The organism is Winogradskyella sp. 266wxhm (genome assembly GCF_058964685.1).
Window position 1 is genome coordinate 1,457,034 of the sequence record NZ_CM179559.1, and the last position, 19,532, is coordinate 1,476,565.

Annotated in this window: 19 protein-coding genes and 1 riboswitch; of the genes, 7 read left to right on the forward strand and 12 right to left on the reverse strand. The window is 33.9% G+C overall.

The features are described 5' to 3' along the window. The first annotated feature begins 28 nt into the window (after nucleotides 1–28). The gene (locus AC2H4K_RS06315; RefSeq protein ID WP_493742986.1) at nucleotides 29–634 is read left to right on the forward strand and encodes an FAD-dependent oxidoreductase; all 606 of its coding nucleotides are present in this window, start codon (nucleotides 29–31) and stop codon (nucleotides 632–634) included. Here AC2H4K_RS06315 and AC2H4K_RS06320 read toward each other — a convergent pair. From AC2H4K_RS06320 to AC2H4K_RS06330, 3 genes are all read right to left on the reverse strand, one after another. Then, the gene (locus AC2H4K_RS06320; protein WP_493742987.1) at nucleotides 631–2,247 is read right to left on the reverse strand and encodes a S41 family peptidase; all 1,617 of its coding nucleotides are present in this window, start codon (nucleotides 2,245–2,247) and stop codon (nucleotides 631–633) included. The genes AC2H4K_RS06315 and AC2H4K_RS06320 overlap by 4 nt on opposite strands. After that, the gene (locus AC2H4K_RS06325) at nucleotides 2,247–2,678 is read right to left on the reverse strand and encodes a deoxycytidylate deaminase (protein WP_281140428.1); all 432 of its coding nucleotides are present in this window, start codon (nucleotides 2,676–2,678) and stop codon (nucleotides 2,247–2,249) included. The genes AC2H4K_RS06320 and AC2H4K_RS06325 overlap by 1 nt, the downstream gene beginning before the upstream one ends. A 103-nt stretch (nucleotides 2,679–2,781) precedes the next feature. After that, entirely contained in the window at nucleotides 2,782–3,372 is a 591-nt protein-coding gene (locus AC2H4K_RS06330) for a HupE/UreJ family protein (RefSeq protein ID WP_281140429.1), read from the reverse strand. A gap of 128 nt (nucleotides 3,373–3,500) precedes the next feature. Further along, nucleotides 3,501–3,625: riboswitch (SAM riboswitch) on the forward strand. A gap of 114 nt (nucleotides 3,626–3,739) precedes the next feature. Between AC2H4K_RS06330 and AC2H4K_RS06335 the strand changes: the two genes are divergently transcribed. From AC2H4K_RS06335 to metF, 5 genes are read left to right on the forward strand one after another with little or no spacing between them, the layout of a single operon-like run. Then, nucleotides 3,740–4,906: a trans-sulfuration enzyme family protein gene (locus tag AC2H4K_RS06335; protein ID WP_281140430.1), complete on the forward strand. Its 1,167-nt coding sequence runs from the start codon at nucleotides 3,740–3,742 to the stop codon at nucleotides 4,904–4,906. Continuing rightward, nucleotides 4,906–5,907 carry a homocysteine S-methyltransferase family protein gene (locus AC2H4K_RS06340; protein WP_281140431.1) on the forward strand — a complete coding sequence of 334 codons (1,002 nt, stop codon included), beginning with the start codon at nucleotides 4,906–4,908 and terminating at the stop codon, nucleotides 5,905–5,907. The genes AC2H4K_RS06335 and AC2H4K_RS06340 overlap by 1 nt, the downstream gene beginning before the upstream one ends. A gap of 33 nt (nucleotides 5,908–5,940) precedes the next feature. Further along, nucleotides 5,941–6,300 carry a four helix bundle protein gene (locus tag AC2H4K_RS06345; RefSeq protein ID WP_281140432.1) on the forward strand — a complete coding sequence of 120 codons (360 nt, stop codon included), beginning with the start codon at nucleotides 5,941–5,943 and terminating at the stop codon, nucleotides 6,298–6,300. Nucleotides 6,301–6,302: 2 nt separating this feature from the next. Next, nucleotides 6,303–9,029 carry a methionine synthase gene (gene metH / locus AC2H4K_RS06350; protein WP_281140572.1) on the forward strand — a complete coding sequence of 909 codons (2,727 nt, stop codon included), beginning with the start codon at nucleotides 6,303–6,305 and terminating at the stop codon, nucleotides 9,027–9,029. A gap of 54 nt (nucleotides 9,030–9,083) precedes the next feature. Continuing rightward, nucleotides 9,084–10,037: a methylenetetrahydrofolate reductase [NAD(P)H] gene (metF, locus tag AC2H4K_RS06355; protein ID WP_281140433.1), complete on the forward strand. Its 954-nt coding sequence runs from the start codon at nucleotides 9,084–9,086 to the stop codon at nucleotides 10,035–10,037. On the opposite strand, the gene AC2H4K_RS06360 is transcribed toward metF, so the two are convergent. Genes AC2H4K_RS06360 through AC2H4K_RS06380 form a run of 5 tightly spaced genes read right to left on the reverse strand, consistent with a single transcriptional unit; the run spans nucleotide 10,034 to nucleotide 14,146 of the window. After that, nucleotides 10,034–10,879 carry a DMT family transporter gene (locus tag AC2H4K_RS06360; RefSeq protein ID WP_281140434.1) on the reverse strand — a complete coding sequence of 282 codons (846 nt, stop codon included), beginning with the start codon at nucleotides 10,877–10,879 and terminating at the stop codon, nucleotides 10,034–10,036. The two genes, metF and AC2H4K_RS06360, sit on opposite strands and share 4 nt — an antisense overlap. 4 nt (nucleotides 10,880–10,883) lie before the next feature. Further along, on the reverse strand, nucleotides 10,884–11,855 hold the full coding sequence (locus tag AC2H4K_RS06365; protein ID WP_281140435.1) for a Gfo/Idh/MocA family protein: 972 nt from the start codon (nucleotides 11,853–11,855) through the stop codon (nucleotides 10,884–10,886). 45 nt (nucleotides 11,856–11,900) lie between these two features. Next, a complete protein-coding gene (locus AC2H4K_RS06370) occupies nucleotides 11,901–12,419 on the reverse strand; it encodes a LacI family DNA-binding transcriptional regulator (protein ID WP_281140436.1) in 519 nt (172 codons plus the stop codon). Nucleotides 12,420–12,430: 11 nt separating this feature from the next. Beyond that, entirely contained in the window at nucleotides 12,431–13,096 is a 666-nt protein-coding gene (locus AC2H4K_RS06375) for a bifunctional 4-hydroxy-2-oxoglutarate aldolase/2-dehydro-3-deoxy-phosphogluconate aldolase (RefSeq protein ID WP_281140437.1), read from the reverse strand. Nucleotides 13,097–13,099: 3 nt separating this feature from the next. Beyond that, nucleotides 13,100–14,146, reverse strand: a complete 1,047-nt coding sequence (locus AC2H4K_RS06380) for a sugar kinase (RefSeq protein ID WP_281140438.1) — start codon at nucleotides 14,144–14,146, stop codon at nucleotides 13,100–13,102. Nucleotides 14,147–14,295: 149 nt separating this feature from the next. Between AC2H4K_RS06380 and AC2H4K_RS06385 the strand changes: the two genes are divergently transcribed. Further along, on the forward strand, nucleotides 14,296–15,318 hold the full coding sequence (locus AC2H4K_RS06385; RefSeq protein WP_281140439.1) for a LacI family DNA-binding transcriptional regulator: 1,023 nt from the start codon (nucleotides 14,296–14,298) through the stop codon (nucleotides 15,316–15,318). Between the two features lie 3 nt (nucleotides 15,319–15,321). Here AC2H4K_RS06385 and AC2H4K_RS06390 read toward each other — a convergent pair whose 3' ends face one another. The 4 genes from AC2H4K_RS06390 to AC2H4K_RS06405 form a co-directional block, all read right to left on the reverse strand. Beyond that, on the reverse strand, nucleotides 15,322–16,326 hold the full coding sequence (locus AC2H4K_RS06390; RefSeq protein ID WP_281140440.1) for a sugar kinase: 1,005 nt from the start codon (nucleotides 16,324–16,326) through the stop codon (nucleotides 15,322–15,324). Between the two features lie 73 nt (nucleotides 16,327–16,399). Further along, a complete protein-coding gene (locus tag AC2H4K_RS06395) occupies nucleotides 16,400–17,779 on the reverse strand; it encodes a sugar porter family MFS transporter (protein ID WP_281140441.1) in 1,380 nt (459 codons plus the stop codon). A 275-nt stretch (nucleotides 17,780–18,054) separates the two neighbouring features. Then, the gene (locus AC2H4K_RS06400; protein WP_281140442.1) at nucleotides 18,055–19,128 is read right to left on the reverse strand and encodes a hypothetical protein; all 1,074 of its coding nucleotides are present in this window, start codon (nucleotides 19,126–19,128) and stop codon (nucleotides 18,055–18,057) included. Nucleotides 19,129–19,154: 26 nt separating this feature from the next. Further along, complete coding sequence (locus tag AC2H4K_RS06405) at nucleotides 19,155–19,388, reverse strand: type 1 glutamine amidotransferase family protein (RefSeq protein WP_281140443.1); 234 nt, start codon at nucleotides 19,386–19,388, stop codon at nucleotides 19,155–19,157. Between the last annotated feature and the right edge of the window lie 144 nt (nucleotides 19,389–19,532).

A 19,532-nucleotide genomic window follows, 5' to 3' on the forward strand; every position in this document is an offset into this window, starting at 1 on the left:
TTGTTAATTGATAGAATAAACAAAAAATATGTTTGATACATTAATTATCGGTGGAGGAGCTGCAGGTTTATCTTGTGCTTTGGTCTTAGGGTCAGCTAAAGACAAAGCTTATGCAAAAGATAAAAGAATAGGTATTATAACACACCAAAAGACTTCACATCTACAAACAGCATTATTTAATAATGTTCTTGGTCTAGAACCTGGAACTTTGGGCAAGGATATCCTAGAGAGTGGAAAAAATCAGTTAAGAAATTTATACCCTCATGTTGAACAAATTGAAAAAGAGAAAGTAAAATCGGTAATAAAAACTACTGAAGGATTTATAGTTGAAACCAATAAAAACAGTTACATCTCCAAAATTGTTGTAGTTGCTGTTGGTTATACAAGCTTAATAACGATTAAAGGTTTAGAAAACTATATTGAGCCGCACCCAAGAGCCGCAATTGAAAAAGATAGAATTTGGTTAAAAAACACTGATCATTTAGTGGAAGAGAACCTTTATGTTGCTGGTACTTTAGCAGGTTGGAGGAGCCAATTTTCTATTGCTAGCGGAAGTGGAGCTCATGTGGCCACAGATATTCTCACACTTTGGAACGATGGAAAACACACCAAAGTTCACGATAAACATAGCTAGTTTATAATAGTCTGAAGGCTTGGATATTCTTGGCTTAAAAGAATAACTTCTTCAACCATAATATCATCTTTGTTTATAATTTCCTCAAAGGCATTGTCATCAAACAACTGACGCGCAAGAGTAGCTTTTATAAGACGTCTTATTTCATCATTATAAGCTACGAAAGTAATATTTGTACGTTCTCTTTCATTAATAAAATCCTGAAAACGAACTACAATATCATCGCTGACTTCAAAATTATTTATAAAATCGTACTTAGTAACATTCTTATAAACACTTCTATTTTTATCTAATTCTTCAAAAACAAAATATCCGAAATGACCTCTTCTCCTTAGGTAATTAATAGTTTCGTTATCAAACAATCGATCTACAGGTACAAAAACATCAGGTATAATGCCTCCACCTCCATACACGACTTTTCCTTTTGGAGTTGTAAACTTTAAGGAATCATCTACTTCAATATTCTTTTCATCAACAAGTTCGCCTGTTCTTAAGCGTTTATAATAGTCATTATAATAACTATAATTATCACCGGTAGTATAAGGTTTTTGAATAGAACGTCCTGTTGGAGTATAATATCTTGAAACTGTAAGCCGAACCGCACTTCCGTCACCTAATGCCATTTCACGTTGCACTAAACCTTTTCCGTAAGATCGTCTTCCGACAATAATACCTTTATCGTTATCTTGTAAAGCGCCAGCAATAACTTCGCTTGCAGAAGCAGAATTTTCATTGATAAGGATATAAATTTCACCATCTTCAAAATCTCCACGCTTGGTTGCATAGGTTCTTTCCTCTCTTCCCTTCTTATCTCTAGTAAATAAAATTAGTTTATCATCTTCTAAAAATTCATCGGCAATTTGCTCTGCTATACCTAAAAAACCACCTGGATTATCTCTTAAGTCTAAAGCTAATTTTGTAGCTCCTTGTTCTTGAAGCTCATCAAGAGCATCTTTAAATTCATTAAACGTAGATTCTGCAAAACGGTTGATTTTAATATAACCTAAGTTATCTGTAAGCATGTAAGCCGCATCAACACTTTTAATAGGAATGTCTTTTCGCTTTACAGTGAACTCAAGCAAATCATCTTCACCTTTTCTGAATACAGTCAATTTTACCTTAGTGTTTTTATCACCCTTTAGCTTTTCTGTAATAAGATCGTTTGTGATGTTTTTTCCATAAAGCGTGTCACCATCTGCCATCAATATTCTATCTCCAGCCATAATTCCAGCGCGCTCACTTGGACCACCTTCAGTTGGTTTTACTACGGTTATAGTATCTTTATAGGTGTAAAAATTTATTCCTACACCTACAAAATCACCTTTCATGTTTTCTGTAATGCGCTCTAAATCTTCTTTTGGAATATAGGTAGAATGTGGATCGAGATTATCTAAAATTCCATTAACAGTAACATCTACAATACTATCTGTATTTACATCATCTACATACTCATAGTCTATGTAATCTATAAGCCGATTTATTTTATCCTTTTTACTATTCGTGGTAAAAAGATTATCTGAAGTATCTGTGAAGTTTAATTTTCCACCAATAACAACACCTGCTGCAATTGCAACACCAATAATTAGTGGTATGTATTTATTTTTTGTGGCCACTAGGCTTTTAAATCTTCTATTTGAACAAGCTCTATGCCTGCTTTTGCTAAAAATTGTAATCCAGAGTCATCTTTGTACCCTTGCTGATATACAACACGAATTATGCCAGCTTGATGAATAAGCTTACTACACTCCTTACAAGGAGATAAGGTAATATATAAAGTAGCCCCTTTAGCCGATTGTGTTGATGAAGCTACTTTTAATATCGCATTGGCTTCAGCATGTAAAACATACCATTTGGTGTAACCCTCTTCATCTTCACAATAATTCTCGAAACCTGTTGGTGTACCATTGTAACCATCTGAAATAATCATTCTATCTTTTACAATGAGTGCTCCTACTTGCTTACGCTTACAATGTGATAATTTTCCCCATTCTTTAGCTATCCTAAGATAAGCCTTATCATAACGCAATTGTTTAGTCTTGGACATATATAAATATTAGGGCACAAACGTACCATCTAAGTAACGAATATAAAAGGATAGTATTTTATAAACAATTCGCTACCAGTTAAAGTTTTATCAAACTTTCGTCTTAATTTAACAATTCGCTATGAATTATCATGGGAATTACAAGCCCTATAACTATAGAAGAAAGAACCATTACCCAATCTCTACGCGAAAATCTAAAAATAGTTTGACATAAAAAACCTATGAATAAAACGACAAAAACAATGATTATTTGTGCGATTTCTATTCCTAAAGCAAACTCTATTAAAAGTTCTAGCCTATTCTGTGATTGCCCTGCAAACATTTTAAATTCTCTCGCAAAACCTAGTCCATGAATAAGACCAAAAAATAATGTGGAGAAAAACAGTAAGCTTATTTTACTGTTTCTTTCTTTTTTGCCAGCAGTAAACACATTATAAATAGCGGTTATCAATATCGTTACAGGAATCAAGAATTCCACTAATGAACCATTCACACTTACAATACCATAAGATGCTAATACAAGTGAAAGCGTATGTCCTAATGTAAATACTGATACTAATAACAGTACACGTTTCCAATCCTTAAAAAGATAAGGCACTGCTAATACCATTAAAAAAAGGACGTGGTCATAACCATCGAGGTCTAAAACATGATTAATGCCATACTGAACATTAAACCAAAAGTTATCTAACATAATTAATTCGTTTGGGTAAAACCAAAGATATAACTAATACTATTCAATCAAAATAAAGAGAATAAAATTTGTTTATTCTTATTTTCTTTCAGAGTTTTGTGCTTTCAAAGTTCAAACAACTTATTGAGATGTTATCAAGAAAGGTGGAGGGATTAGACCCTTTGAAGCCTTAGCAACCCTTAGACTTACTAAGAAGGTGCTAAATTCTACTTGATTTTTTGATCCATTTATCAAAAAATTAGATAGATAACTAAAACAAAATATGCATTTCCGCATTATTATTTCTTTATAACATTTCCTATTAAGCACGTCTAAACATGGCGCTTTGGGCTTTTGGTTTTACCAAATACATAAAATTTAATAGAAAATGAATTCTAAACATATAGAAACTGCCGCAATTCGCACTCAAATAGAGCGCACACAGTTTTTAGAACATTCTAACCCTTTGTATCTAACATCGAGTTATATTTTTGAAGATGCTGAAGATATGCGCGCCTCTTTTGCAGACGAAAAAGAGCGTAATATTTATAGTCGATATAGTAATCCTAACAGCTCTGAATTTGTAGAAAAAATATGCCAAATGGAAGGTGCCGAACGTGGCTATGCATTTGCAACTGGTATGTCTGCTGTGTTTTCAACATTTGCTGCTCTTTTAGATTCAGGTGATCATATTGTGTCTTGTCAGAGTATCTTTGGTTCTACCCAGACTTTGTTTAATAACATTCTTCCTAAGTGGAATATTTCAACAAGCTACTTTAGAATAAATGAAATTGAACGTATTGAAAATTTAATTCAGCCTAACACCAAAATTCTTTATGCTGAGAGCCCAACAAACCCAGCTGTTGATATACTAGATTTAGAACTTTTAGGTAATATTGCTAAAAAACATAATCTCATTTTTATTGTAGATAATTGCTTTGCAACTCCCTATTTACAACAACCCATTAAGTTTGGTGCAGATTTGGTCATTCATTCAGCAACAAAACTTATTGATGGACAAGGTAGAGTTCTTGGTGGCGTAACTGTTGGTAATGCTGAGCTTATTCAAAAAATCTATTTGTTTTCAAGAAATACTGGTCCGGCGCTTTCACCTTTCAATGCTTGGATTTTATCAAAAAGCCTAGAAACCTTACCTGTAAGAGTAGAAAAACATTGTGATAACGCATTGAAAACAGCTAAGTTTTTAAAGAATCACGACAAGGTAAACTTTGTAAAATACCCCTTTCTGAAATCTCATCCTCAACATGAATTAGCAAAAAAACAAATGAAATTCGGTGGTAGTATTGTCGCTTTTGAAATAAAGGGAGGCATTGATGCTGGCAGAAACTTTTTAAACAGCATAAAACTCTTGTCACTATCTGCTAATTTAGGAGATACCAGAAGTATTGTTACGCATCCTGCATCAACAACGCATGCTAAACTATCGGAGGAAGATCGCCTAAAAACAGGTATTTCAGGTGGATTAATACGTATTTCTGTTGGCTTAGAACATGCCGAAGATATTATTAACGATTTAAAACAAGCTTTGAAGTAATGCCAAACATAAAAGAAGAAATACAAAAACGAATTTTAGTACTTGATGGAGCAATGGGTACTATGCTTCAGCAATATAAATTTACTGAAGAAGATTTTCGTGGCGAGCGATTTAAAGATTATCCAACGCCATTAAAAGGCAATAACGATTTGCTGTCTTTAACACAGCCAGAAGCAATTGCAGAAGTACATCGTAAGTATTTTGAAGCTGGTGCAGATATCGTTGAAACCAACACCTTTTCAGGTACATCAATCGCTATGGCAGATTACCAAATGGAAAATTTGGTTTATGAATTAAATTTTGAGTCCGCTAAAATAGCCAAACAAGTTGCGGAAGAATTTACTAAGCAAAACCCTGAAAAACCTCGTTTTGTAGCTGGTAGTATCGGTCCAACAAACCGTACCGCAAGCTTAAGTCCAGATGTAAACAGACCAGAATTTCGTGCTATTACTTTCGAAGAATTGCGAGTAGCTTACAAAGAGCAAGTCGAAGCTTTAATAGATGGTGACGTAGATGTTTTGTTAGTCGAAACCATTTTTGATACGCTTAACGCAAAAGCAGCATTATTTGCTATAGAAGAAGTAAAAGAAGAACGAGATATTGATATCCCAATTATGGTGTCTGGAACAATAACAGATGCATCAGGAAGAACATTGTCAGGACAAACGGTAGAAGCTTTTTTAACTTCAGTATCTCATATCCCATTGTTAAGTGTTGGTTTTAATTGTGCATTAGGTGCAGAACAATTACAATCGTATTTAAAACGCTTATCCGACAAAACTGAATTTCATACTTCTGCACATCCAAACGCTGGATTACCAAACGCGTTTGGTGAATATGACCAATCACCAGAACAGATGCAACAACTTATAGAAAACTATCTAAAGGATAACTTAATCAATATTATTGGTGGTTGTTGCGGCACAAGTCCTGAACACATTAAAGCTATTGCTGAAGTGGCTAAAAAATATAAACCTAGACAAGTAGTTGTTGGTGTTTAGTTTATTGTATTTAGTATTAAAGAAGAAAGAATTATGAAGAATTATACAGATTTAGATGTTTGGAAGATTGCAAGAAAATTGGTGAAGACTGTTTACAGCTTGACGTCTCAATTTCCAAATACTGAAATATATAGTCTTACAAATCAAATTAATAGAAGTGTAATTTCAATCCCTTCAAATATTGCTGAAGGTATAGGAAGGCAATCAGATAAAGAGACTATTCAATTTTTATATATCTCAAAAGGTTCTCTTTTTGAACTCGAAACTCAGTTGTTTCTAGCTCATGATTTAGAATATATTTCAGAAAAACAGCTTTCAGAAGTTTTAGAAGAGATTACTTCTGTAAAAAGATTATTAAACGGATTCATTAATTATTTCAAAAATAAAAAGTAATGATGAATTCAACCAAACACCAAACACCAAACACCAAATACTTACAGTTATCAGGTTTAGAACCATTAATTGTTACACCAGAAAGTAATTTTATAAACGTTGGTGAGCGCACAAACGTAACAGGTTCGCGTAAATTTTTACGATTAATTAAAGAAGAAAAATATGACGAAGCGCTAGATGTAGCAAGAGAACAAGTTGAAGGCGGTGCGCAAATCATAGATGTTAACATGGATGAAGGTATGTTAGATGGCGTTTACGCTATGACTACCTTTTTAAATTTAATAGCTTCGGAACCTGATATTGCACGTGTTCCAATTATGATTGATAGCTCAAAATGGGAAATTATTGAAGCTGGTTTGCAGGTTGTGCAAGGGAAATCGGTTGTAAATTCTATCAGTTTAAAGGAAGGTGAAACTGAATTTATTCGTCAAGCTAAACGTATTAAGCGTTATGGTGCAGCAGTTATTGTGATGGCTTTTGATGAGGTTGGTCAGGCAGATACCTTTGATAGACGCATCCAAATCTGTGAGCGTTCCTATAAAATATTAGTGGACATTGTCCACTTTCCACCTCAAGATATCATATTTGATCCTAACATTTTTCCTGTGGCGACAGGTATGGAAGAACACCGAAAAAACGCACTTGATTTTTTCAATGCGACCAAGTGGATTCGAGAAAATTTACCTCACGCAAACGTGTCTGGTGGCGTTAGTAACGTGTCGTTTTCTTTCAGAGGAAATAATACCGTAAGAGAAGCGATGCATTCCGCTTTTCTTTACCATGCCATTAAAAACGGAATGAATATGGGTATTGTCAACCCAACCATGTTAGAGGTTTATGATGAAATTCCGAAAGAATTATTAGAACGTGTTGAAGATGTGTTATTAGACCGACGTGATGATGCAACTGAAAGATTATTGGACTACGCCGAAACTGTAAAAGGCAATAAAAAAGAAGCCGATAACGCGATTCAAGAATGGCGAAATGAAGCTTTACAAAACCGAATTACACACGCTTTAGTTAAAGGTATTGATGCTTTTATTATTGAAGATGTAGAAGAAGCACGAAAATCTGTCGCTGCACCAATAGAAGTTATTGAAGGTCATCTAATGACTGGAATGAATGTAGTTGGCGACTTGTTTGGAAGCGGAAAAATGTTTTTGCCTCAAGTGGTAAAATCTGCAAGAGTGATGAAAAAAGCAGTAGCCTATCTTCAACCATTTATTGAAGCTGAAAAAGATGGAAAACAAGAGTTTGCAGGAAGAATATTGATGGCAACTGTAAAAGGTGACGTTCATGATATTGGGAAGAATATTGTTAGCGTTGTTTTAGGCTGTAATAATTTCGAAATTATTGATTTAGGCGTTATGGTTCCGCCAGAAAAAATCATAGAAACGGCAAAAAAAGAAAACGTAGATATTATTGGATTAAGCGGATTAATCACACCATCATTGGATGAAATGGTAACCATTTCCAAAGAAATGGAAAAACAAAATTTTAAGATTCCATTAATGGTTGGTGGAGCTACAACATCTAAAGCACATTCGGCTGTGAAAATTGCGCCACATTATAGTAACACAGTTATTCATGTTAACGACGCATCTCGTGCAGTAACGGTTGTTGGTGATTTGTTACAGAAAGACAACCAAGTATTTAAATCGCAAATAAGAGAAGAATATGATGCGTTTAGAGAAAAATTTCTAAACAGAACAAAGCAAAAAGAATATATTTCTATTGAAGAAGCGCGACAAAAAAAGTTTAAAATTGATTGGAATACTACTGAAATTATAAAGCCAAATCAATTAGGAATTCAAGATATTCAAGATTTTGACATCACACTTTTATATGACTATATCGATTGGTCACCATTTTTTAGAAGTTGGGATTTACATGGTAAATTTCCTGAGATTTTAGAAGATGAAGTGGTTGGTAAACAAGCTTCCGAATTGTATAAAGATGCCAAAGTATTGCTACAAAAAGTGTTTGATGAAAAGCTGCTGAAAGCAAAAGCAGTTTTTGGGTTATTTCCTGCAAATTCAGTTAACAATGATGATATTGAGGTGATGATCGAAGATTGTCATGCTGAACTTGATTCAGCATCTCAAAAAAACTCGGTGAAGTTTCTAACACTGCGTCAACAACTCAAAAAAAGAGAAAGTGTTCCAAATTTCGCATTAGCCGATTTTATCGCGCCAAAAGACACAGGAATTCAAGATTACATCGGTTGTTTTTGCGTGACTACAGGTTTTGGAACCGAGCAATTAGCCAAAGATTTTGAAGCGAATCACGACGATTACAATTCCATAATGATTAAAGCATTAGCCGACAGATTAGCCGAAGCATTTGCAGAGTATTTGCACCAAAAAGTGCGTACAGATTTTTGGGGTTATGCATCTAATGAAAATTTAAGCAATCAAGAGTTGATTAAAGAAGCCTACAAAGGTATTCGTCCTGCGCCAGGTTATCCAGCTTGTCCAGATCATTTAGAGAAAAGGACCATTTGGGACATTTTAAAAGTTGAAGAAATCATTGGTGTAAAATTAACCGAAAGTCTAGCCATGTGGCCAGCAGCGAGTGTAAGTGGTTATTATTTTGCAAATCCTGAAGCTAAATATTTTGGTTTAGGAAAAATCACCGAAGATCAATTAGAAGATTACGCAAAAAGAAGAAATATTAGCAAAGAAGACGCTGAAAAATGGTTAAGCCCAAATTTGGTTGATAGTTTATAGTTGTTTGTTTTTAGAAATAACTAAACACTAATCACCAAAAACTAAACACTAACAATGAAAGTAACAGAACACATAAAAAACGCCAACGGAAAAACCTTGTTTTCGTTTGAGATTATTCCGCCAAAAAAGGGTAATAGCATACAGCAATTGTATAATAATATTGATCCTTTAATGGAATTTAAACCGCCTTTTATTGATGTGACAACGTCTAGAGAAGAGTACGTTTATATTGAAAAAGAAGGACTTTTAGATCGGAAAATTACACGTATGCGACCAGGAACGGTTGGGATTTGTGCGGCGTTAAAACATAAATACGATGTAGATACAGTACCGCATGTGTTGTGTGGCGGATTTACAAAAGAAGAAACAGAATATTTACTTGTAGATTGCCATTATTTAGGAATCAATAACGTGATGGCGTTACGTGGCGATGCAATGAAACATCAGCAGTATTTTGAGGCTTGTAAAGGCGGACATCAGTTTGCGAAGGAATTGGTAGGACAAATTCAGAATTTAAATAAAGGTAAATACCTTCACGATGTTATTGAGGTTGATGATAAAGCAGATTTTTGCATTGGTGTTGCTGGTTATCCAGAAAAACATATTGAAGCACCATCTTTAAAAACCGATTTAAAACGCCTTAAAGAAAAAGTAGATGCTGGTGCAGATTATGTTGTAACACAAATGTTTTTTGATAATAAAAAGTATTTTGAGTTTGTAGACGCAGCAAAACAAGAAGGTATAAATGTGCCAATCATTCCTGGTATAAAACCCATTGCTGTAAAACGTCATTTACAGTTATTGCCACAAGTATTTAAAATAGATTTACCAGAAGATTTAATTGATGCAGTTGATAATTGTAGCACTAACGAGCAAGTAAGACAAGTTGGTATCGAGTGGGCAATTAACCAATCTAAAGAATTACAAAAAGCTGGCGTGCCCGTATTGCATTATTATTCTATGGGAAAAAGTGATAATATTAAAGCGATTGCCGAAGCGGTATTTTAAAAAAAGAACGCTAATTCTTTTTTACAAGTACATTCATTGTTAAACCTAAAAACAATAAGAAGTATTCCAACCAAACTCCAAACGGTATAGCTTTCATCAAACCATACTAAACCGAGAATAATGGTGAAAATAACTTCTAAATATTTAAAAGGAGCTATTTGATTGGTTTCTGCTATTTGCATGGCTTTAGTCATGTAGAGTTGTCCGAAATATCCAAAAACACCTAAACTCATAAGTACTAGCCATTCTGTACCAACTGGAGTAATCCAAACATGTATAGATAATAATCCGCCTATTAGAGTTGAAATAAGCATAAAGTAATTAACCACAACTACTGGGTGGTCATCACTTCCAATTTTTCTAATAGATATATAAACTAAGCCCGCAAAAAAAGCCGATAAGAAAGCGTAAAGAACACCTTCTAGTTCTAATTCGGAATCCAGACCTTTTAGAATTATGACACCTAAAAATGCTATGGCAAAAAACAACCATTGCACTGGTTTTACTTTTTCTTTGAGAAGTACTAAACCAAAAAAAGTTGCGAAAAAAGGAGATATGTATCGAATAGACACTGCTGTTCCTGAAGCAATATATTTTAAGGATAAAAAGAAAAGCATCATAGATATGAGTCCAAAAATACTTCGTAATATCAACAGTCCTCTTCGGTTTCCTGCTAAAGAAATTTTATTCTTAAATAAATAAGGTAGTGTAAAGAATAAAGAACCTAAGGATCTAAAAAAAACAATTTGAAAAACATTGAAGCTGTCAAGTGATTTAACAAACAGATTCATACATGTAAATGCTGAAGTACAGATAAACATATATTGAATTGCCTTTTTCAATAGTCTAGGCTTTTTTCGTAAAAGTATCCATAATCTCCATTACTGAAAGCCCTTCATCTGCAGTGCAAGGATTATCTTTTTTACCTAAAAAATAATCCACTGTATTTTGAATCATTGGTTGCTGAATATGCTTAGGATTTTCAAATTGAAAAGTAGTCGTTTCACCATCAGTATGAAGCTCTACTTTATCACCAAAAAATGAAAATTTAATATAGCCTTTGGTTCCAGAGATTAAACATTCATCTTTCTTGTTAGCTTCTGAAACATTGAAACTCCAAAGACCTCTAAACTGAACTCCACTTTCAAATTCTATTATGCCATTTACTGTCGTAGAAACGTTAGGAATTGCTTCTGAGTTAAACCCTTTTACCCATTTTGCTTTTCCAAACCATTTCAACATTAAATCTATTTGATGTGGTGCTAAATCATGAAAATATCCTCCTCCTGAAATTATAGGATTTAACCTCCAATTATCCTCTGTATTGGCAATTATGTTGTTAGTTCTTGGCTGTAAAATTTGAATATCAGCATAAATAATATCTCCGATAACACCTTCTTTTAAAAGTTGTTCTACCTTTAAAAAAGCTGGCAGTTGCCTTCTGTAATGTGCTACTGTTAATTTTGAATGACTTAATTCTAAAGCTTCACACAATACTCTCGCCCCTTCTGAATTTAATGTCATTGGCTTTTCCAAATACACATTTTTGTTATGCTTCAGAGCTTCTATGGCATAAGACAAATGTGTTGAAGGAGGAGTTGCTATGTAAACCGCATTAATTTCTGGATGATTCAAAATAGATTCAGCAGTATCAAAAAATAATGGCACGTCATGTCTTTTGGCAAAATCTTGTGCTTTTTCCTTATTTCTGCGCATTACAGCTAGCAAAGAAGAATTTTCGCAAATCTGAAATGCAGGACCGCTTTTTATTTCAGCAACATCACCACAACCGATAATTCCCCATACAACGTCTTTCATATATAATGCGTTCTTTTGGTTTCGGTAAAGATAGTCCTTTGATAGTTATTCAATATTCAAAAGACTCATTAAACTACTATGTGAAAGTTGTTTTATTTCTTCTGGTGAATGATTAAGATTGAGTTGTAGTAACTCTAAAGGAATTGAAGAATTGTTGTAGCTTACTTTGCTTTTATTTTCTGTAGAAACAATAATAACTCCATCAATAGAACCATCATTTAAGCTATTAATGTAATCTTCTTCCTTTGTAGGTGAATTAAATGTTTGGTATAATAAAACCCTATAACCAAATCCCTCTGCTGATTGCTGTAAATAACAAAGAGCTTGGTTATAAGATTTTTGAGTGACCTCAGGTAAAACTATAGCTATAGATTGCGATTTTTTTATTCTCAAAGCAACAGCATAATTATTGGGTACATAATTAAACTTTTTTGCAATTCCTTTAATAGCATTTCGTGTCTCTATACTAATATCTTGCTTGTCGTTCAAAGCTTTTGAAACTGTTGACACAGAAAAGCCAGACATTGAAGAGATTTCTTTTATAGTTAACGTAGAGGATTTCAATTTCTAAATAATTATCTAAGTGATTTAATAATGTCTAAAGCATTTTTAGTATCCGACTCAATCTTTGCTAAATCGTAATTACCATCAGCATTTTTAGCGATTAATTTTGAGCCCATCCCAACACAAGTTACTCCAGCTTTAAACCAACCTTCTAGGTTTTCTTTAGTTGGAGATACACCACCTGTAGGCATAATGCTTGTCCAAGGTTGAGGTCCTTTTATTGCCTTAACAAAGTCTGGTCCGTAAATACCACCTGGGAATAACTTTACAACTTCACAACCAAGTTCTTCTGCTCTACAGATTTCAGTTAAAGAACCACATCCTGGAGACCACATTACTTTTCTTCTATTACAAACAATAGCAATGTCTTCTCTTAATACAGGTGTAACGATAAAGTTAGCACCAAGCGCCATAAAACGAGACGCAGATGCAGCATCGGTAACAGAACCAACACCCATTATCATTCCTGGAAGTTCTTTAAGAACATATTTGTTTAACTCACCAAAAACTTCGTGAGCAAAATCTCCTCTTGCAGTAAACTCAAGTAATCTTGCGCCACCATCATAAACAGCCTTAATTACTTTTTTACTTACTTCGATATCTGAGTTATAAAACAACGGTACTAAACCGGTTTGTTTCATAACATTTACAACTTCTATTCTTGAATAATTTGCCATAACTTATCTTGCTACACGTCCAGAAGCATCACCTCCCATTAATTTTTCTACTTCAGAAACTGTTACTAAGTTAGCATCACCTTTAATAGTGTGCTTTAAACATGAAGCAGCAACAGCAAAGTCTAATGCGTTTTGATCATCTTCAGGGTATTTTAATAATCCGTAAATTAATCCACCCATAAATGAATCTCCACCACCAACTCTATCTACAATATCAGTGATTTGATACTGACGGGTTTCGTACATTTTTTCTCCATCGTATAATACACCAGCCCAAGTGTTATGAGAAGCAGAAATTGATCCTCTTAAAGTTGTAATTACTTTTTTAGCTTTAGGAAACTTAGCCATCATTTGCTTACAAACAGATAAAAATGCTTCTGCTTTTACATCGTGTCCGTGTTTGTGTACGTCTAAACCTTCTGGATGAATACCAAAATGCTTTTCTGCATCTTCTTCATTTCCTAAAACGATATCACAGTACGATGTTAATTCTGTCATTATTTTTTCTCTATGCGCATCATCACAATACGTCCAAAGCTTTGCTCTATAGTTTAAGTCAGTTGAAATAGTAACACCCATTTCACTCGCCACTTTTACAGCTTCCAAACATGCGTCTGCTGCACCTTGAGAGATAGCAGGTGTAATACCTGTCCAGTGGAACCAAGCGACATCTTTAAAAACTGCTTTCCAGTCTACCATACCTGGCTCAATCTCAGAAATTGCAGAATGTGCTCTATCATATACTACTTTACTTCCTCTACTTACAGCACCAGTTTCTAAGAAATAAATTCCTAAGCGATCACCACCATAAATAATCTTATCTACACCTACACCTCTTTTACGCATTTCCATCATAGCACACTCACCAATATCATTTTTTGGTAAACGCGTTACAAAATCAACTGGCACACCATAATTAGCTAACGATACTGCTACGTTAGACTCTCCACCTCCATATACTACATCAAAGCTAGATGCCTGTGAAAATCTTAAAAAACCTTGAGGAGCTAACCTTAACATTATTTCTCCAAAAGTGACTACTTTTTTCATTCTTAAATATTAGTTTAATTATTTATAAAATTATTGTTGGTTAAACGTTTAAGCATTTGATTTAAAAATAAATCAAAACTGTCTTAGTTTTGATTCTTAAAATTAAATACGTTAATTTTGCTTAAACGATTAAGCAAATATATAAAAACTTGGCAAATAAAAAAAGAACGACTATAAAAGACATTGCTAATGTGCTCAACATATCACCTGCAGCAGTATCTAAAGCCATGCACGATGACTCTAGAATAAGCGAAAAAACTAAAGCTGCCGTTAAGCGTGTTGCCAAAGAATTAAACTACCAACCTAACCACCTAGCCAGCGCACTTAGAAAAGGTAAAAGCAACTTGGTTGGAGTTATTGTACCTCGTACAAACAGTAATTTCTTTTCTTCAGTTATTGAAAACATGGAGGCTGTTCTTGATAAGGCTGGTTACAATATCATTATTACGCAGTCGAAGGAATCTTTTAAAAAGGAATGTAAAAATATAGATACGCTTCTTTACACTCAAGTAGATGGCATCATTGCTTCTATGGCCAATGAAACAACTGATTTGTCGTTTTACGAGAAAATAAAATCTAAAGGAATTCCATTGATTCTTTTTGATCGTGGTGAAAATGACCTAAATGTTGACTACGTTGGCATAAATGATTATGACAGCAGCCATATGATTGTTGAACATTTAGTTGAAAAAGGTTGCAAGCGTATTGCTCATATTGGTGGTTATAGACGAACTCGAATTTTTAACAATAGAATTAGAGGTTATATTGATGCTTTAAAGAAAAACAATCTGCCTTTAGATGAAAATTTACTTACTGAAAGCAATCTTACGCTTGAAGATGGTAGAGAAATGATGGAAAAGTTTTTGCAGTTAGAGCAACGTCCTGATGCTGTTTATGTGGCGAGTGACAATGCGGCTTTAGGAGCGCTTCAGGTATTGAATGAGCATCATATTAATGTCCCTGAAGATATTTGTTTGATTGGTTTTGGAAACGAACCATTTACATCTTTGGTAAGTCCAACAATTTCAACAGTAAATCAGCATAGTGCCGAAATAGGCAAGATTGCTGCTGAAACTTTCTTAAGTCGAGTTAACGATGAAAATTGGAAGCCAACCTTAAACAAAAATATCTTAAAATCTGAATTAATAGTTAGGGAGTCCTCAGATAAATAAGGTTTACCTGTTAAATCTTCCTGAAGTATTTCCTTCTAAAATATTCATAACTTCTCCAACCGAAGAAAAATTAACATCACCTTCATATGTGTGTTTTAATGCACTCGCTGCAGCCGCAAATTGCATGGCTTTATAGTCATCAAAATTTTGCAGACCATAAATTAAACCTGCTGCAAAGGCATCACCAGTTCCTATTCTGTCTACAATATGCGTAATATCTAGATCCTCTGTTTCTCTAAATTCCTGACCATTCCACATTCTAGATCTTATCTTATGCCAAGAGGCATTAATAGGAGTTCTAATCTTATCAAAAGTTTTCTTTATGGAAGGAAATGTTTCTATTAAGGTTTTACTAGCTTCAATAAAATCTTCATTTGAATAGCTATAACTCGTACCCAAAAGCTCATTCATTTCGTTAATTCCTCCAATGAAGATGGTAGAATATTGCATCAAGTCTGAAAGGGTATCTTTAGGATCTGCACCATATTTCCACAAACCACTTCTATAAGTAGGATCGGCTGAGACTTCAATCCCCTTTTCTTTTGCCAATTGTAGTCCTTCTTTTAAAGTTTTATAACCACCTTCGCATAAGGCTGGTGTAATACCTGTCCAATGAAACCAATGACACCTTTTAAGTGATTTCTCCCAATCTACCATACTGGGTTGTATTTCAGAAAAAGCAGAATGCGACCTATTATATGAAATAGAACTTGGGCGCATTACGGCACCAACTTGTAAAAAATAAATTCCTAAAGGACGTTTAGAACGTACAATTTCGGAGGTGCTAACCCCAAACTTTCTGAGATATGATATTGCTGTATCACCTACAAAATCATCAGATATTGATGAAACGTGCTTTACTTTTCCACCAAAATTAGCAATAGAAATAGCAACATTAACTTCTGTACCACCAAAATAAAACTCAAGGTGGTTAGACTGCATCAGTGTTTTGTTTCCTAGTGGTGAAAGGCGCATGAGCACCTCACCAAATGTTACGGTTTGTTTCATACATAAATTTAAAAAAAAGCCTTTCAAAATGGAAAGACTTTAGTTTATTATTTATTTAAATATGTACGATTAATTATTTCTTCCAGAAAGCTTCAATTTCCTCCAGAGATTTTCCTTTAGTTTCCGGAATGAATTTATAAGTCAAAAATATGATGACAACTATAAAACCGATAAAAATGAAATAAGGTAAAGAACCATTCCACGTTGGCCCGTTATTTACTTCACTTTGCATAACCATTGGAAAAGTTTGAGTCACTAAATAATTGGCTGCCCATTGTGCCGCAACTGCAACAGACATGGCAACACTTCTAATTTTGTTAGGAAACATTTCTGACAATATTACCCAAACTATTGGTCCCATGGACATAGCGAAAGACGCAATAAAAATTAATACTCCTAAAAGAGATACAAAACCGACAGCTTGTTGCTGTAATGAGACTCCTAATAATAAGAAACCTATAATCATTCCTACAGAACCTATGTACAATAATGGTTTTCTACCCAACTTATCAACCGTGAACATAGCAACGAACGTAAATACCAGATTTACAAAAGCCAATAAAATTTGTTGTAAAAGCACATCGTCTTTTCCAAAACCTAATGCTTTTTCAAATATATCGGCACCATAATAAAGCACAGCATTGATTCCTGTGAATTGCTGAAGCATTGACAATACAGTTCCTATTAGAATAATGACAAATATTGCTTTAGAAAAGTAATTCACTTTTATTTTGTTCTCTTCTGTTTCTAAAGAACTTTTTATTTCTTCAATTTCTTTTTGAGCCTGTTCAACTCCGTGGATTTTATTTAAAATCTGTAAAGCTGCAGTATCTTGACCTTTCAAAGCCAACCATCTTGGACTTTTAGGAACTAAAAACAGAAGTATTAGAAATAAAGTACTTGGTATCAATTCCGACCAAAACATGCGTCGCCAACCAAATTCTAAATTCTCTGCTTCCGATAAATTATTACCAATAAAATAGGTTACCAAAAACACAACAAAAAAACCAATTACAATAGCTAATTGGTAATAGGTAACCATTTTGCCTCTAATGTTGCTTGGTGCAATTTCCGCAATATACATTGGAGCATTCATGGATGCTATACCAATTCCCAATCCACCAATAATTCTAAACACCACTAAAACAGGTATAGTTTGAGGGAGTATTTCTGGTAGTCCAGATCCCCAAGCAGACACCGTGAATAGAATAGCAGAAAAAATCAATGAATTCTTCCTTCCTATTTTAACACTTAAAAACCCTGCTGCAATAGCACCAACAAAACAACCAATTAGAGCACTACCAACAACAAAACCTTGGGTGGTTTCATTAAATTCAAAAAACTTGGTGAGGTAAAATTGTGCACCGTTTATTACTCCTGTATCGTATCCAAATAATAAGCCTCCTAATGCTGAAACCGCAGCAATAAGAATTAAATAGGTCTGTTTATTCATTATAATTAGTTGTTGTTTAGTGTTACCAAAACAGCTGCAAAAGCCTTGGTATATTCAATTTGCTAGTTGCGCACTAATGTAATGGAAAATATTGACATTTTTTGTTAAGCTCCGTGTTAAGATTAGCTTTTACATTTTAAATGTAACAGTTAGGTTTTGTAAATAAAAAATGCCTTTGTCGATTTGGACAAAGGCATTGAACATATAAAATTGCTATTAATACTCTATTTGTATGGATTATATGTTAAAGTTAGTATTGTTAGTAAGGGATTTAGTTAGTTACAGTAGCTACCGAATCTTAATCGGTCTACACCTAATCTTAATTCTATTTTCTTTTCTGTTGGTTGCATATTTATGTTGATGACTTCCCAAGTATCACTGAAATCTGGTAAATCAGTAACATTAACATCAAAAAATAATTCATCATCTATAATAACAGCCTCCCAAGTACCTTCAAAGATGTTTGCTCCTTCTATTACAGTTATAGTTCCATCACCATTGAAAGTGAATGTATAATCGGTGTAGAGGTTCACCAAATTGTTATTATCTCTGAACAACTTATCTATTGACCACTCAGTACATTGCGCTAAGGCATCCTCGAGATCAGCTGTTGAACAAGATTCGCAATCGTCATCACCATAATCGTTGTCATCATCTTCATCACAAGTATTATCTGAAACTAAAATGATATTCTCTAAATCTTCAGCAGTTTCTATGGTTTCTGTTGTTCCTTCTGAAAAAATCATAACTACCGGAAAACCTATAGTAACGGCAGTATAATCTTGTAAATCAATAATAAAATTGAATAATTCGCTATCCTCATTGATAGTTACAGAATCCATAGTTTCTGTAAGTTCATTAAAATAATATAGGGTTATTGGATACTCAAAGTCTATACACTCAATGTCATCATCATCCTCAGTAGTAGGAAATATGTTTGTAACATCTTCTAGTTCAGAATCAGAATTCACACTATATGTTGTAAAGTCTGGTGCTATTACAGTAATAGGATAAGAAATAATTAAAATGTCTTCATCGTCATCAGAAAGATCAAAAATGTTTTCTATGTCTTGGTAGCCATCTTCATCTTCTATAAAAAGCTCCGTTCCATTAGCTGTAACCGTAACAGGCAACTGAATTCTTAAACTACTTGATTGGTCTATTATATTATCACTTGAACCATCACTCATCGCTACTCTTCCCATTAGATTGGCTAATGTAGAGTTGGGGTGAATGTATTCATTTTCAGGCGGATCTATACTTAGGTCGTTTTCCGTTCTACACGAACAAACTAATGCCATAACCAAAACACTTAATAAAAAGTAAGGTTTTGTGATTCGATTCATCATTCTCAATATATTTTTAAAGCCCAAAATTACAACTTCCATCCGCTTTCTAGTTGTTTTAGTCCTTTAGTTGTTCGCTTTAATTGATCATAGCGAATCTGAGCTAATTGATATTTGTATTCGTTAACAGAATCATTTGGATTCTGTACTAACATTCTTTTTAGTTGTGCAATTTTGTCTTTGCACTGTACCAGTTCTTTCTCTTTTAATTCAGAAAGAAACTGTACCATTTTTTTGGTGTTGATATCAAAGTTTTCAATCATTTTCTTTCGGTATTATTAAATCTTAAGGCTTAAGTAATCTTTCTAATCTTTTTAAAGTCATATTAAGTAATGCTTGACATGACCTATTACCTGGATCTAATAATAATACTTCTGAAAGGCTTATAACTTTCGATCTGTATCTAT